This window comes from Priestia sp. SB1 (assembly GCF_038898415.1).
Genome location: NZ_JBBJSS010000004.1, coordinates 362,978 through 378,738 on the forward strand (window position 1 = coordinate 362,978; position 15,761 = coordinate 378,738).

Annotated in this window: 16 protein-coding genes and 1 pseudogene; 4 read left to right on the top strand and 13 right to left on the bottom strand. The window is 36.6% G+C overall.

The window, feature by feature from the left end; translation table 11 throughout:
• Nucleotides 1-128 precede the first annotated feature (128 nt).
• The 3 genes from WKH56_RS16995 to WKH56_RS17005 all read left to right on the top strand — a co-directional run bounded on the left by WKH56_RS16995 (nt 129) and on the right by WKH56_RS17005 (nt 2,183).
• On the top strand, nt 129-899 hold the full coding sequence (locus tag WKH56_RS16995) for an SDR family NAD(P)-dependent oxidoreductase (RefSeq protein WP_310884452.1): 771 nt from the start codon (nt 129-131) through the stop codon (nt 897-899).
• Nucleotides 900-1,070: 171 nt separating this feature from the next.
• On the top strand, nt 1,071-1,211 hold the full coding sequence (gene sspL / locus WKH56_RS17000) for a small, acid-soluble spore protein L (RefSeq protein WP_013057030.1): 141 nt from the start codon (nt 1,071-1,073) through the stop codon (nt 1,209-1,211).
• 300 nt (nt 1,212-1,511) lie between these two features.
• A complete protein-coding gene (locus WKH56_RS17005) occupies nt 1,512-2,183 on the top strand; it encodes an NAD(P)H-dependent oxidoreductase (protein ID WP_047750986.1) in 672 nt (223 codons plus the stop codon).
• A gap of 29 nt (nt 2,184-2,212) precedes the next feature.
• Here WKH56_RS17005 and WKH56_RS17010 read toward each other — a convergent pair whose 3' ends face one another.
• The 4 genes from WKH56_RS17010 to WKH56_RS17025 form a co-directional block, all read right to left on the bottom strand.
• Nucleotides 2,213-2,500, bottom strand: coding sequence for a hypothetical protein (locus WKH56_RS17010; protein ID WP_048020944.1), 288 nt, complete (start codon nt 2,498-2,500; stop codon nt 2,213-2,215).
• A gap of 115 nt (nt 2,501-2,615) precedes the next feature.
• Entirely contained in the window at nt 2,616-2,834 is a 219-nt protein-coding gene (locus WKH56_RS17015; protein ID WP_028413367.1) for a spore germination protein, read from the bottom strand.
• Between the two features lie 163 nt (nt 2,835-2,997).
• Nucleotides 2,998-3,666: a fructose-6-phosphate aldolase gene (fsa, locus tag WKH56_RS17020; RefSeq protein WP_028413368.1), complete on the bottom strand. Its 669-nt coding sequence runs from the start codon at nt 3,664-3,666 to the stop codon at nt 2,998-3,000.
• A gap of 276 nt (nt 3,667-3,942) precedes the next feature.
• On the bottom strand, nt 3,943-4,683 hold the full coding sequence (locus tag WKH56_RS17025) for a metallophosphoesterase family protein (protein WP_310884451.1): 741 nt from the start codon (nt 4,681-4,683) through the stop codon (nt 3,943-3,945).
• 61 nt (nt 4,684-4,744) lie between these two features.
• On the opposite strand from WKH56_RS17025, the gene WKH56_RS17030 reads away from it, so the two are divergent.
• A complete protein-coding gene (locus WKH56_RS17030) occupies nt 4,745-4,882 on the top strand; it encodes a hypothetical protein (protein WP_342836108.1) in 138 nt (45 codons plus the stop codon).
• 108 nt (nt 4,883-4,990) lie between these two features.
• Here WKH56_RS17030 and WKH56_RS17035 read toward each other — a convergent pair.
• The 9 genes and pseudogenes from WKH56_RS17035 to WKH56_RS17075 form a co-directional block, all read right to left on the bottom strand.
• Nucleotides 4,991-6,589 (bottom strand): annotated as a pseudogene (locus tag WKH56_RS17035) (M4 family metallopeptidase); the annotation flags it as partial.
• 607 nt (nt 6,590-7,196) lie between these two features.
• The gene (gene yjcZ / locus WKH56_RS17040; protein ID WP_048020947.1) at nt 7,197-7,337 is read right to left on the bottom strand and encodes a sporulation protein YjcZ; all 141 of its coding nucleotides are present in this window, start codon (nt 7,335-7,337) and stop codon (nt 7,197-7,199) included.
• Nucleotides 7,338-7,597: 260 nt separating this feature from the next.
• Nucleotides 7,598-7,810, bottom strand: a complete 213-nt coding sequence (locus WKH56_RS17045) for a hypothetical protein (protein WP_013083131.1) — start codon at nt 7,808-7,810, stop codon at nt 7,598-7,600.
• 89 nt (nt 7,811-7,899) lie between these two features.
• Nucleotides 7,900-9,987: a PAS domain S-box protein gene (locus WKH56_RS17050; RefSeq protein WP_310884449.1), complete on the bottom strand. Its 2,088-nt coding sequence runs from the start codon at nt 9,985-9,987 to the stop codon at nt 7,900-7,902.
• A 136-nt stretch (nt 9,988-10,123) separates the two neighbouring features.
• Nucleotides 10,124-10,390: a hypothetical protein gene (locus tag WKH56_RS17055; RefSeq protein WP_028413373.1), complete on the bottom strand. Its 267-nt coding sequence runs from the start codon at nt 10,388-10,390 to the stop codon at nt 10,124-10,126.
• 61 nt (nt 10,391-10,451) lie between these two features.
• Complete coding sequence (locus tag WKH56_RS17060) at nt 10,452-11,348, bottom strand: GH25 family lysozyme (protein ID WP_310884448.1); 897 nt, start codon at nt 11,346-11,348, stop codon at nt 10,452-10,454.
• 46 nt (nt 11,349-11,394) lie between these two features.
• Nucleotides 11,395-11,613, bottom strand: a complete 219-nt coding sequence (locus WKH56_RS17065) for a hypothetical protein (protein ID WP_108674720.1) — start codon at nt 11,611-11,613, stop codon at nt 11,395-11,397.
• A 175-nt stretch (nt 11,614-11,788) separates the two neighbouring features.
• Nucleotides 11,789-13,168 carry a class II fumarate hydratase gene (gene fumC / locus WKH56_RS17070; RefSeq protein WP_048020951.1) on the bottom strand — a complete coding sequence of 460 codons (1,380 nt, stop codon included), beginning with the start codon at nt 13,166-13,168 and terminating at the stop codon, nt 11,789-11,791.
• Nucleotides 13,169-13,389: 221 nt separating this feature from the next.
• Nucleotides 13,390-15,741, bottom strand: a complete 2,352-nt coding sequence (locus WKH56_RS17075; RefSeq protein ID WP_310884447.1) for an immune inhibitor A domain-containing protein — start codon at nt 15,739-15,741, stop codon at nt 13,390-13,392.
• Nucleotides 15,742-15,761: the final 20 nt, after the last annotated feature.

The following is a 15,761-nucleotide window of genomic DNA, read 5'->3' on the forward strand; positions in this document are numbered from 1 at the left end:
TTAGCACCAAACTTCAAATGTTTACAATCAGACTGATAAAGGGAAAAATAAATCGAATAAACGCTTGACTTAAAGTACACTTTAACAATTATAATCAATTCGAAAACATCGCAAATGGAGGAATTAACATGAAATATACAGTAATCACTGGCGCAAGTTCGGGAATTGGATATGAAACAGCTTTAGCTTTCGCAGCGCGCGGAAAAAACCTTATATTAGCTGCACGTAGAGAAGACAAGCTGGATGAGTTAAAAGGAAAGATTGAAAAACTGAACCAAGATGTAAATGTTATTATCCAGTCGGTTGATTTATCCGTGGCAGAAAATGCTCACACGTTTTATGAGTCGCTTAAAGAATATGAGTTAGAAACATGGATTAACAATGCTGGATTTGGAAACTTTGCTTCTGTCGGTGAACAAAAATTAACTAAAATTGAAACAATGCTTCACTTAAATATCGAAGCCTTAACCATTCTTTCTTCTCTATTTGTAAGAGATTATGAAAATGTTGAAGGTACACAGCTTATTAATGTCTCTTCTGGAGGAGGCTACACCATTGTTGCTGATGCAGTCACTTATTGCGCAACAAAATTCTATGTAAGTGCATTTACAGAAGGTCTTTCTCAAGAATTGAAAGGAAGAGGATCAAAAATGCAGGCTAAAGTTCTAGCTCCAGCGGCTACGGAAACAGAATTTGCACAGCGTTCGATGGATATGAGTGATTTTGAATACGAAGGACGAGTACCTAAGTTTCATACGTCAAAAGAAATGGCTGCTTTTATGCTGGACCTTTATGATAGCAATAAAACGATAGGACTTGTAGATGGCGTGACTTACGAATTTCAATTAAAAGATCCTATCTATCCATACGCAGACAGAGCGACAAGCTCAGATTCTTAAACAAAAAACACCCTTCCAAGGGTGTTTTTTTATGTCCGTTTAAATGAGTAACTATCTTGTTTATGTAATGAAGATGCTTAAAGATAATCTTTTCCTATTTATCTTTCCACGCTTTACTTCCTAATTTTTGTTTTGCTTTTTGTACATACTAACCGAACGGAGGTGACGAAAATGGGTACAAAAAAATCTGCTAACCGCGGTCAAGTAGCTCCTGGAGTTAACCCTCAAGGACACGGAAAAGATGTTGAATTTTCAACAGAACCGAAAAGTGAACTTGAAAACAAAGCGAAAAAGTCAAATACAAAAATTTAATTAACAAGGAGAAGATCACTCTTCTCCTCTCTTCATCTTAATTACTTTTTCGAAAACGAAACTCCCCAGATTGTTGACTCCTTTCTGCTTCTTATGAAACTGTATCAATAGTATAAAAAAGTATACTATACAACAAAAATGTGCGTACTTGTTAGGATGAATTATATGATTTATGATAAATCTGCAAACGGATTTTACGACAAATTGTATGTTAACTGACTGTTAGTTGTAAGCTATACAGGGTATAGATTACTCTGAACAGTTCATCATTAAATATTTTTACAGAAAGGTTGTTTACACATGAACAATACAGATAAGAAACAAGAAATTTTAGACGCATTTAACTTTCGTCATGCTACAAAAGAGTTTGATCCAGCGAAGAAAATTTCCGATGAAGATTTCCAATTCATTTTAGAAACGGGGCGCTTATCTCCAAGCTCAGTAGGTTACGAGCCGTGGAAATTTTTAGTCGTTGAAAATGAAGATTTAAAAGAAAAATTAAAAGCTGTTTCTTGGGGAGCACAAGGCCAAATTCCTACAGCAAGTCATTTTGTTATTATTCTTTCTCGTACAGACGCAAGATATGACTCTGAATATGTGTTAAATCTTCAGAAAAACGTAAAAGAAATGCCGGAGGATGTATTAGAGACATTAATGCCTCGTTACAAAGATTTCCAAGAAAATGATTTTCACTTGTTCGAAAGCAAGCGAGCACTATTTGATTGGGCTAGCAAACAATCTTATATTGCACTAGCTAATATGATGACATCAGCTGCTCAAATTGGCATTGATTCTTGCCCAATTGAAGGGTTTAACTATGACCAAGTACATGAAATTCTAAAAGAAGAAGGATTACTAGAAGACGGCAAGTTTGATGTTTCTGTTATGGTTGCATTCGGCTACCGTATTCACGAACCTAAACGCGAAAAAACAAGAAGAAGTATGGATCAAGTTGTACAGTGGATCAAATAATAAACCAAAAAAAGAAGAGGTGAGCAACGTCACCTCTTCTTTTTTATATCTTTATATGCTGCTATAAAATCACCAGGATCGGTGTGTATGGTATAAGCGAACATTCCTTGATTTGTATGTAAGTACAAAAAGCCGCTTTCTTTTGAAACGCATTTGTAAGAGATGTCAAATACGCTGTTAATGTGGAAGGACTCATTCTCTGTTTCAATATTATCAGTATATAAGCACATGTCTTTTGAATGCTGAATCGTCACTTTTTTTGTTCGTTTTATTTTTCTTTCAACGTATGTATAAGAAATCATAGAAATAATGCTCATAGTACAGCTCCCCTTCTTTATGAATATTTTCCTTTTGGAGCATAAAATATCTCGTTAACAAAACTCTATCACTTACCAAAAAACAATTCCAGAAATACTCTTTCTGGAATTGTTTTTAAGATTGTTGCTCTTTATTTTCTTCATCTTTGCAAAAATCGATATTACTGTTTGTCATAGAGGCAATAGCAGGAGAGCCATTTCCAAACGAAAAACAAGCTCCTACCGATTTTGTATTGGCCGTGTGACTATTTTGTACAACACAGCCTACGCTTACATTTGAATTGTCTTTTAACCCGTTAGTCACGATATTCTCAATGTTAATAATACATCCCATTTTACCACCTCTTTCGTTTCTATTAACGTATGTCATCTCTGTATATATGTATAGGATGTTCGCCTATTGATGATAAGTTGTTTGCTGCAAAATAGAAAAAAGAATCTTCGTATACCCTTTAAACAGAGAAGACACTCAAATGATGTCTTCTCCTTAAGTGAATTTAACTTTTCACAGCTTTTTCCCAGTCTGATGCAAACTTTTCAATTCCTTGTTCTGTTAACGGGTGTTTTACTAATTGTTCAATTACAGCATACGGAATGGTCGCAATATGAGCCCCAGCAAGAGCTACTCGTGTGACGTGATCTGGGTGTCTGACTGACGCTGCTATAATTTGTGAGTCAATGTGTTGAATTCGAAATAGCTCGGCAATTCGAGATACCAGATACACACCGTCTTCTGAAATATCATCTAAGCGTCCTAAAAATGGCGATACGTATGTCGCACCAGCACGGGCTGCTAGAAGCGCTTGATTCACTGTGAAAATTAACGTTACGTTTGTTTTCACGCCTTTTTTAGCTAGATAACGGGTTGCTTCCAATCCAGCAATGGTCATAGGAAGTTTAATTGTTATATTTTTGTCTCCTCCGTTAATTTTTATAAGCTTTTCTGCTTGCGCAATCATGTCTTCTGCTGTTACTGTGTCGGGGGTGACTTCTGCTGAAACGGATTCTACTTCCGGGACGGTTTTTAAAATTTCTTCGATGCGATCTTCAAACTTTACGCCTTCTTTAGCTACTAGCGAAGGGTTTGTGGTAACACCTGATAATACCCCAATTTTATATGCTTTTTTAATATCTTCCAGGTTAGCTGTATCAATAAAAAATTTCATCATGTATTCCTCCACTCGTTATGTTAAAAACAGCTTTTCAGGGGCATTTTTGCATAACTTTATGTTCAAATGGAATTGCCCTCTTCATATTGTCTTCATAAAATAAAATTTATTTCCTTTCAAATGCTGTATGTTTTTCTCCAAGTTTTCCCTTCTTTAAACTCATCTGAATAACTTCTATTTGTATGTATCATACTAATGATGTTGAAAAACCTATCATCTACTCAACTAAAAAACCTCCAGCATTTATGCTGAAGGTTAAGATACATTCTACTCTTAATTTTTTAGTCCTCTATAGCGAGCTGTTTTTAATTCTTGAACGTAGGGTTCAAAGTCCGGCATCTCTACAGCTCTCGCCAATTCGATTGCTTTTTCAATATCGTATGGAATACGCACAAATTGAATAGAAAATGCTGAAGGACTTTCGTCTTGATCCCTTCCTTCCAAGATAAGATAGGAAGCTTGTGGTAAATCAAGCGGGTTTCCTACACTTCCTACATTACACAGCGTTTTCCCTTTAATATGTTGAATAAATGCATTATGTACATCTCCGTAACAGATGACATCCGGTTCTCTTGATCCTTTTATATTTTCCGTATATTCCGTATTAGCAAATAGACTAAGGCGCTTTTCAAGTGAATCCCAGGGTTGAATTCGGTCATAAAGACTTCTAGGTGAAGCGTGAAACATTCTAATTAATTTCCCGCTCATCATAAACTCAACAGAAAAACGAAGTTCCTTTAAGTATGCTTCTTGGTTTGAACTTAACTTCTCTTGATGCCATTTTAACGCTTCAAATTCCGCAGGCTTTGTAATGAAGTCATCCCAGTTCCCCATTACTGTTACTTCGCACTTTTCTTTTATGATATCAATTGCTTTACTTGAATCCGGTCCTTTTCCTACTAAATCACCTAGACAAATGATGCGATGGATATCTCGTTGTTGTATGTCAGCTAAAACTGCTTCTAATGCAGGGAGATTTCCGTGGATATCTGAAATAACAGCAATTTTGTCCATTGATTCCTCCACTCCTTTTTCATATGTATGTATTCAAGCCTTTTCTTTATTATAACATTTTATGATAAGACCGTTTACTAAAACGGGTCCTCTTCATTTAACAAGCAACGGTATAATTCGAATGGATATAAAAGGGAGGAATAAGAAGTGGATTTTTATGGATTGGGAAGAAATCTATCTTCCTTATTTATTAACATAAAATAAAGGAGTACTGTAATATATTTATACGAGTACTCCTTTATTGGTAGTTAGGTAGTATAGAGAGTCGCCAGATACCTCATTTATCTTGCGACTTTTGGTTTATAGCTTATTGAACACCAACTGCGTCAAATGACTTGCCTACTGAAATTACTTCTTGAGAGCCTGAACCGTATAGATCAGCAGCAGCTTGTACTAAACCTGCACGCGCTTGGCTGAACGTTGTAGACTGAGTGAAGTATAGCGTATTGGCACGGTAATAAATTTTTCCTAGCTTATCGCCGCCGATGCCTGCTACAGTAACTCCGTAATGAGTTCCTCCGTTAGCTAGCAAGTAGGCAGCTTTGTTGATAATACCGCTATTTGTATGAACCCCGCCGTTGTCACTAGAACCTGTATAGCGCTTTGAATAATGATCCGGATCTCCATATTTCGCTGGGTTGCTCATTGAACGAAGCGCATCGCCGCTTGTTCCAGGCGTATAAATATCCTCTCCAATTTCCCAATCTGGATTTCGGTTGTCATAGTATTCTACCAACGTTCCGAAAATATCGGAAATCGCTTCGTTTAATGCACCTGATTCATATTGATAGATTAAATTAGAACTTCTTTCTGTCACCGCATGCGTCAATTCATGTCCGATAACATCTAATCCTCCTGATAGCGGAACAAAAGTAGTTCCATCTCCATCTCCATATACCATTTGAGAGCCATTCCAAAACGCATTGTTGTAGCCGCTGCTATAATGAACAGTCGATTTTAGCGGAGCTCCTGCATTGTCATAGGAGTTGCGGTTAAATTTGTTTTTATAATAATCATATGTCACGCCTGCATAATAGTGAGCATCTACTGCAGCTGCATCGCGAGTTGCATTGTACGTATTATCGGTATCGGCCCATAGCGTACCCGGAAGAGATGTGCGATTTTTTGCATCGTACGTATAGATTGTAGCGCCTCTTGTATTATCTTGTAAGTAGTAAGTAGAACTAGATAACGTTGTCTTTAAGGATTTAGTATCTCCAAGAACTCCTTTACCTGAGCCAATAGCATTTGTGCCTGTTACAGGTTTCGCTGCCGGCTTTGCCACTTGCTTCACGTCGGCTTTTGGACCAGCTACGGAATCAATTGTATTGTACTTATCCAGTACTTTACCGCTAGTAGCATCAACAAAGTAATAATAGTTGCCTGGTTCAGGATTTAAGAAATTTAAATTTACTACATAAGCGTATGTAGTGTCTGAACCATTTTGATAAATATACAGTTCAGATGAAGGAGATTTTTCATACGTCGGCTTAAAGCCTAAGTCTTTTTCAGCTACTTGAATCGCCTTTTTGCTGTCAAGTTGCTTTTGGTCTTTTAATTTTTCCTTTTTATCTAAATCAGGAGCTACTGTACCTGATACAACTTTTAAGGTTCCATCTTTCGCTACGTGTGCTAATTGAGTAGATCCCCAAACGGGAATATTATTATATACTTGCTGCAAGCGTACCACGGTTGCTTGTTCAATAGGATCTTTCACCACTTCTGTCACTTTAAATGAGTTTTGAGCATTTTCGTTTCCTAATTTATATTTGTCTTTATTTGTATTCATATAGTGAAATACGACGTCTTGAGCCTTCTGCGATGACGGGCCCGAGAGCTTTCCGGAAATAAACTCAGGAGATTTAATTTCTTTGTTATACTTTTCAGTTGAAAGTACATTGTTTGGCGCAGCACTGCTCGTATGTGCAAAAGCAAATGATGAAGAAAGAATACCAACTGATAATAATACCTTTAAAGCCTGTTTTTTCTTTTTCATAGTTTTTTTCTCCCTATCCCTAGTAAATTTAATTACCCCAATTTTTCTGTTAATTGCGATAATTAGCAACATTATAGCAACTAAAAATTACTACGTCTATATATTATTTCAATATTCCTATTATTATGAAAATTAAAAATAAGTCCTCTGCAATAAGTCTTTTTTACCTATTTAAACTATATGAAAATCATTTATGTTGATTTTCATACAAGTAAAATAATTCTTCTAGCCAGCTAATAAAAACTAGTAGGATAGGTAGCGTTATTCGTTCTTACTGTCAGTTCTATGAAGCATTTTACAAAAATTACTTATAAGGAAAATTATAAATTTCAGACCATTTTTTCGGCTTAAATATACTCTTCCTCTTCATTTTTTTTATTTTTTTAATCTATTAATTAAATTTTTTATATGTTTTTTATGTACGTGCACAACATTATTTTATTATAGTACTGTACTTCTTATGAACGTAAAAAAGCACGAATCTACTAAAATCTTTGTAAATCCGTGCTTTTTCTGTTTATTTCAAGCATACACAACCAACGATAACTAATAAAACAAATAGTACAACGATTAATGCAAAACCGCCACCGTAACTACCGTAGCCGCCGTAACCGCCGTAGCCATAACCACCGCCGTAACCCCAGTTACAAAATCCCATTTCACTTCACCTCCGTAGCCTGTTTACTCTATAGCATATGTACAGGCTAGAAAAAATGCTCGCCCATTTATCGCCCTTTTATAACGATAAAAAAGAAATTGAGACATAACGAAATCACTCCAATCAATAGCTAGAAGCAACTAAATAGATGAAACCTACGTTCACCCTACCAATGAAAAAATCCGAACGATTCATCGTTCGGATTTCCCTTCAACTAAACTGCTTTTGTCACAGCCTCTTTTAAGATAACAAATATTAACTTATTTACTTTTAGAAGCTTGTTCTTTAAAGCGAAGTATGTAATACGGAACAATACAAATAACCGCCAAAACGAGAGCCGTTAAACTGACTATGCGGGGATTATTAAGCCCGAAAGAATAGTCTCCAAAAGATGCTCCAATTGCAATAATAGCAAAAATAATATACAGAATACGAAATATGTTAATCCACTTTTTCTGTTTAATCGTAACCACTCCTTTGCTTATTTTACTCCAACATAGAATATTATAACTTTACTAAACAACTTGTTGCAAAATTTCTTCTGCCTTTAACTGATTACCTTTTATTTTAACGGTAAACAAATTTCCGCATTCGTCCCTTTGTTTACTTCACTTTCAATACTAAGAGTTCCTTTATGCTGCTGGATAATATTAAAGCAGATCATTAACCCTAACCCAATACCGTCTTCTTTAATACTGTAAAATGGTTCACCTAAATGTTTAATGCGATCTTTTGAAATTCCTACACCTTCATCAATAATTTTAATATGAAGGTGATTGTTGTCTTTTTGTCTCAGCTCAACTTTAATTTCGCCTCCGGAAGGCATTGCTTCAATCGCATTTTTAAGAATATTTATAAACACCTGTTTCATTTGATTGCTTTCACAATATACAAGAGGCAATTCTCCATATGAGTGAAGTTCAATAAAAATGTTTTTCATGGTTGCTTGAGGCTGCAGCAATAAAATCACTTGTTGAATTAACAGCTGCAAATCAATCGACTGAAATGTTACAGCCTGTGGTTTTGCCACAGACATGAATTCATCTGTAATCATTTCAATACGCTCAATTTCAGAGGATATAATGTTCATATAGGTTAACTCTTCTTTACTCGCTTTTTCAGTTAATAGCTGCATAAACCCTTTGATGGCCGTTAAAGGATTTCTAATTTCATGAGCAATAGCTGTAGCAAGCTGACCGACCGCTGCTAATTTCTCAGATTTCTGCAACAGCTCTTCTGTTTCTAGGTATTCTGTCCTGTCTCTTGAAACAATCAGAAGCACTTTTTTGTTTTCTATATTGAACAATTTCCCACTATATTCTAGTTTTTTTACTTCTCCAGACTTAAATGTAAACTGTGATTGCAGCGTGAAAGAAAGATTTCCTTGGCGAATTTCTTCAACCGTTTTTCGAACAATGTCGGAATCTCTAGGTATAATATCTTGGCATGGCATGGATAAAAGCTCTTCTCTCGTATATCCAAAGCGCTTACATCCAGCTTCATTTACTTCGATAAAACGAGAAGGAAAATGATTAGAACCTATTTCAAGTAAATAAATTGCGTCGTTTGCATATTCAAATAACGTTCGATATTTCAACTCACTTTCCTTAAGCTTACGATGCAGCAAGTCAAGCTCTTTTCTCGCTTTTTTAGCCTCAGATATATCCACACATACTCCAGACAAACCTATTAACTCATCTTTCCCATTAAAAATTGGCGAAATAGTGATGCGAAGATCTACTAAACTTCCGTCTTTACGAGCTCTTACAACTTCTACTCGATTGATTGCCTCTTTTTCAGCAACCGTCTTTTTTATATTCTCATGTACTTCCTCACTAAAAGCCCCTGCTATTTCGTAATATGTTTTCCCAACTACTTCGTGGGCTTTCCAGCCATATACTTTTTCGTAGGCTTCATTAACTCGCAAGATCCGCCCTTCTAAATCAGTTATGATCACCGAATCCATGTGATGATTAATAAAAGACTCCAGCTGTTCTTTCGTATATTCCAGTTCTTTTTTCATTATTCTGACAAAAAAAGAATCTTCTTCATCCTTACATGAATCTGATCCAGCATAAGCAGCTTCTTCTGCTACAGCGTAAAATTTACGATAAAATTCTATCGTCGCTACAGCTACTCCCAGTCCGAGAATTCCGAACACTAAATATTCTATTTCGCTATAAAACGGCGACTGAATAGGTGTATTCCAGAAGTAATTCGTCAGTAAGACATGAACGATAAAATGAATAAAAAAACAAAGAAGAGATTGTTTTAATAAAGAAAACTGCTTTCTATATCGAATAAGAGGAAGGGAAAATAAAAAGGTAAAGATTAAAATTAAGATAGTCAGTAACCAATGACTTTCTAAATAGATACTGTACACAGCCATAGTGATACCTGCAACTGCACCGGCTCTATAACCAAAGTATAGAACGGTCAAAATAAGAGGAAGAAAACGTAAATCATATGTAATCTGTTGATACGTAACGCTATATATCATAAGAATAGCAGAAACAATACTTGCATAAATACTACTCATCCATTTGTATTTATGGGCTAGACGCTGCAGCAAAAATATTCGTATCGCAATCATAATACTGACAAAAAACGAAAAAATACATAAGTTAACAAATAATCCGCTACTAATCACTCCTTCTATTCCTCCTTTACTTGTAAATATGCGTGAAATAATTCCCTTATATAGAGAGTGTAACATGAATAAGCGCTGCTATTTATGAAATTGATAAAAAAAACTAGTCTCGCCCGAGGCAAGACTAGTTTTTTTATTATCTATGCTGATCTTGATACATAGGTCCTTCTGAAATCATATTGCTTTCAGAAACGTACGTAGGATCTGAATGCGCATCTTTATTTAGGCTAGCATTTACCTGCTGTTTTTTAGATAAACTTGAAAGTTTTACTTTGGCACTTCGAACAAGTCCTTTTACTTTTCGTCGTTTCGCAGCATCGCTTAATAGATAAGACGTAATGCCGACTCCTACCGTTGATAGCGTAATACCTGATATCAATGCTTTTTGTTTTCGTTTTCTCATAATAACTCCTTCCTTGTACCTTTTTGAATCTTACAATAACTTTTCCCTCTCAGGTACTCTCTCAAACCCGATTATTCAGATTATTCACTTCTTTAATAAGACGCTGCAGCGTGTCCGCTCCTGCTATTCCATCTGAAAAAAGGCCATACTGATTCTGGAATTTTTTCACTGCAGCGATTAATTCATCTCCATAGAAACCGTCTGCTCCAAACTTCGGAAGAGAAAAACCTAGCGTAAGTAAGTTTTGCTGAATTTGTTTGACTCCTAACCCTCTATCACCTTTGGAATAGACAAATGGTCCTTTTGTATTATTCGTCATAGAGAGATTTGTTGTGACTTCTTTAAAAAATGAGCAGTCCATTTCATTTATATCCACATTTGTAGAAATTCCTTTTACTCTGCCAGAATCCGTATACTGAAACATTGCCCATCGCTGCCATTGACTTAGCTCACCAGGGTGCTGCATACCGCCTTGTCTGTTGTTTGCACTATATCTTGCTACCCACAAAGGATACTTACTTATTTCGTTTGTAAAAAAAGTTTTAGCGAAATGATAATTCGTATATACGATAGGTTTAATCCCTGTTGCTTTGTGAACATACTCAAGCCAGCTTACGGCAAAGCGAGAAACAAATTCTTTGGATTTTTTCTTATCTTCTTCTAGATCCAAACACGGCGGAAGGTCTAGTTTCATTTGTCCAAGCTGAGCAATAAAAAAAGCAGCTTCTTTCTCCGGGCTATTTGTACAGTGAGCATAATGATAAAACCCTACTCTCAAGCCCGCATTTTTAGCACCTATATAATTTTCATAAGATCTAGGGTCTACAAAAGTTCCGCCTTCTGTTAACTTTATATACACCCCTTTCACTGAGGTGTTTTTTATTTCTTTCCAATTAATGATTCCTTGATGATGAGAAACATCGAGAATAACAGGATTATTTGAATGTCGACTTTGCATAGTTTTCACCTCTTTTGCTAGCTTCCTTATGTATACGACGAATATTTTAAAACCCCTGTTTTTCCGGATCTTGATATTCTTTTATAACGATGTGTAAAACGTTGCTCATTTGAATAGCTAAATAAGCTTCGTGTTTTTTGTCATAATAACGATACCATCCTTGCGTATGAATAATAGATTCCTCAAGCTCTTTTACATTTTCTGATTCAACCAATGTACTGATTGATTTTTCATTTCCAAAATAAAACTTCACTTCGTACGTCACTTGAATCCCTCCTTTATAAAGATGTAAATACCCTAATCGTATGTACTTGAATCTAGTACAAGGTAGTGTAAAATTTCTTTTAATCCGCTTTCTCTTTTTATATATTTATTTAGAACAATGTTCATTTTATTATAAAACAAGAAGCCAAGCATTCTGAGCTGCTTGGCTTCTTGTTTTATTTTGATGGATGAATCATATTAGCTGGATTTACCCATTGCTCAAATTGTTCTTCTGTCAGAAGGCCTGTTTTTACCGCTGCTTCTTTTAATGTCGTTCCTTCTTGATGAGCCAGCTTGGCAATTTTAGCCGCATTTTCATACCCTATGTGCGGATTTAACGCTGTTACAAGCATAAGAGAATTTTCTAGATTATGCTGGATTTTCTCTTTGTTGGGTTCAATTCCTACTGCGCATTTATCGTTAAAAGCCTGCATGGAATCTGTCAGCAGTCTGACTGATTGTAAAAAATTATAAATAATAACCGGCTTAAATACATTTAATTCAAAGTTTCCTTGACTAGCCGCAATGCCAATCGTCACGTCATTCCCTAACACTTGTGCAGAAACCATTGTTAGAGCTTCACTTTGAGTTGGATTTACTTTTCCAGGCATAATAGAACTTCCTGGTTCGTTGGCAGGAATCGTGATTTCACCTAATCCGCTCCGAGGACCGCTTGCCAGCCAGCGTACGTCATTGGCGATTTTCATTAAGTCAGCTGCTAAGGCTTTGAGTGCACCATGGGCATAAACCACTTGATCGTGACTTGTTAATGCATGAAATTTATTAGGTGCTGAGATAAATGTTTTTCCAAGCGTGCTGCTGATTTCTTTCGCTACTTCATCGCCGAAGTCAGGATGTGCATTTATCCCCGTCCCAACAGCTGTACCGCCAATAGCTAGCTCCTTCATATACTCTACGCTTTGTTTAATCATTTCTTCATTTTTTTCGAGCATATGATGCCATCCGCTAATTTCTTGTCCTAGTGTTAGCGGTGTAGCATCTTGTAAATGGGTTCTTCCTATTTTAATAATATCTTTAAACTGCTCTTGCTTCGCAGCAAACGTTTCTTTTAATGTTTTTAGAGTAGGTAATAATTGATCTTCGACTTCTAGTACAGCTGCAATATGAAGAGCTGTAGGGAAAGTATCGTTAGAGCTTTGTGACATATTAACATCATCATTTGGATGGAGCGTTTCGTCGCCGTTTATTAGCTGGTTTCCCCGGTGGGAAATCACTTCATTTACATTCATGTTTGATTGCGTTCCGCTTCCTGTCTGCCATACTACTAAAGGAAAATGTTCATTCCATTTCCCTTCAATAATTTCGTTAGCAGCTTGCACGATGGCTTCCGATTTCCCTGCTGATAGTTTGCCTAGTTTATGATTGCTAATAGCCGCACTTTTCTTCAGAACCGCAAAAGCGCGTATTACTTCAATCGGCATTTTTTCAATCCCTATTGGAAAGTTTTCTTTACTTCTTTGCGTTTGCGCTCCCCATAGTTTATCTTCTGCCACTTTAATTTCTCCAATTGAATCTCTTTCGATACGATAGCTCATAGTTAGAACTCCTTTTCAATATTTTCTTTACCTATTAGTATTGATTATATGGATGAATTTCATGACATAATAACAATTATTCACTGTTGAAAATTCCCTTTTTTCTATTTTTTAAACGGGCTTAACTTATTTGATTATTTAGCTCATAGTTTATTTTGATTTTATGATACAAAAAAAGATCCGAAGAATACGCTCTTCAGATCTTTTTAATACGTCCAATTTTACTTATGAATCCATACAGCACCAGCTGAATTGTCTTTTGCTTCACCAATTACGTCTAATTTTAATCCGTTTTGAGGAAGCAAGCGGCCTGCATCTTTAATTCTTTCATCTAAATACGATTTTTTATCGTTAAAGCTTGTAACACCATTTGATTCTTTAGATGAAATCGTTCCCCACGTTTTATGAGAATATGACCAAGCAGGTGATTTATCAAATGAGAACGCCGCGTCTGCAATTTGATATCGGCTTGAATTTGCTGTAGTGCTAATACCATTCACATTAAAGTAAAGAACTTTATGAGCATGTGAATCAACTACACCAAGGAATCCTTCACCCGGATGTTGTCCTACCCAGTTATCAAGATAGCTTTCATCTGCGTACCAAAGCAGCATGCCTGTATTATATTTTGCACCGCGCGCGAATTGAAGTGCTTTATCACTGCCTGCATAGTTTCTCCACTCAAGGTAATAATAGTTATCTTTATAGCTGATGCCGTTTGTCTTTTCAAATCCATCTAACGTTACTTTTGGAGCTCCTTCAGCATCGTCCGTGAATACCGTTTTTCCATCTACTACTAAACTAGCATTATCAAGAGCGAATCCTTGAAGAGCAAGTCCGCCGTCCGTGACGTATTCAAATTGAAGCTTGATTTTTTTACCTTTAAACTGCGTTAAGTCATAACTTTTATCTTCCCATTTTCCGTTAGATGTTTCAGCAGAACCATCTGCATTATTCGCTTTATCACCAATTGTATCTAACAGAACTTTTGAACCGTCAGGAAGAATCGCATTTACATATAAGTAATCGTATTCTGCCTCTACTTCATAGAACGCTTTGTAATTGAATTTAGCTGTGTTGGCCGTTGTTAAATCAAACTCTGGCGTTGTCATCGTCGTATGCAGATCGTCTCCGCGTTTACTGTAATAATAGTTGCTTCCAAACTCAGGCTTAATCCCTTGAACAGCTTTTTTAGGTAAATTAATCTTTACAATACCTGGTCGTTTAGATTTTGTGACACTTTGATCAACCACGCTCACAGAGCCCGATTTTGTAATGTTTTTGCTGTCAATTTGTTGAATATTTGCCCAGTTTCCACCCATATTTGCTTGGAAAAACTCTTTATTTTGCGGGGAGAAACTTGTCGGTTCTGTTCCAGCTACTTCACCAGCCCAGCTCCCTCCGCTCATAATTGACCAAACGCCTACCGGCTCACCTTGACCCGTATACTGTGTATCATACTCATCCGGCAAACCTAAATCATGGCCAAATTCATGAGCAAAAACCCCAACTGCTCCGTCTTCCGGTTCGATTGTATAATCATAAGCAGCCATGTTTGTTCCAGGAACTTTATATACTTGTCCCAAAGTAGAGCGGTGAGACCAGATAGCATCGTTTCCTAGTTTACCTCCACCTGCTTCTTGCCCAGTTCCAGCATGAATGACCATTAAGTGATCCACTATGCCGTCAGGCTCATTGCGGTTGCCATCTCCATCGATATCATATTGATCGAACTGATCATAATCTGAAAGGTTAATGCCGCTTTTTGCTGCTGCAGCAAGCGCTTCTTTTACAAGGTTACGAGGCCCTTTAGATCCAGGCGCATTATCGTTTCCTCCCGCTGGATTGTCTGCTCCGTATTCTTTTGCGTTTCCAGGTACGGTTAACCAGTCAGAAACCGTTCCATCTACTGTGTAACTACCTCCAGACTGTTCTTCATAATATTGTTTAAACGTTTTAATTTTCTTTCCGTTGAATAGCGTAAAGTCTTTCTTTCCAAACATTAATTGCTGATAGTGATTTCGGTTAAAGTCTTTTGCATACATGTAACCAGGTTCTTGAACGACATTATTGTGCTTAAAGTCTGCGTATTCGACTAAAAGTACAAGAACTTTATCTTTTCTCACTTGTCCGTTATATTTTGCCTGAGCTGCAGGTTTAACGTTTACCCCGTTCCCCGAATTGTTTCCTTGAGACTTAATGTTAGCAAATTCGCCTCGTTGAAACTTTTCTTTTTGTTTTGTTTGCATTTCTTTCGCTTTCAAATCAATTTTGCTAGCTTTATGTCCTTTCATGCTCTCTTTATGTGCATCTTTTTTGTTTATGTAAGAAGTAACGGCTTTCTTCACTTCTTGCGGTGTTGCACTTTGAGAAATAACTCCTTGGTTTTTCAGTGCGTTAGCCAATCTTTCTTCCGGTACTGTATTCATATCAATTGGTGAACTCGGAAGTTCCACCGATTGTGCGGTTTTAGCTGAAGCCGTACTTCCATTCATAAGTACTGGTCCCACTCCGCTTAATGTAACAGTTGTGGCAAGAAAAGATGTCCCCAAAATCTTTTTCCAGCTTTTCAAGTAAACCCCTCCATTTTAGA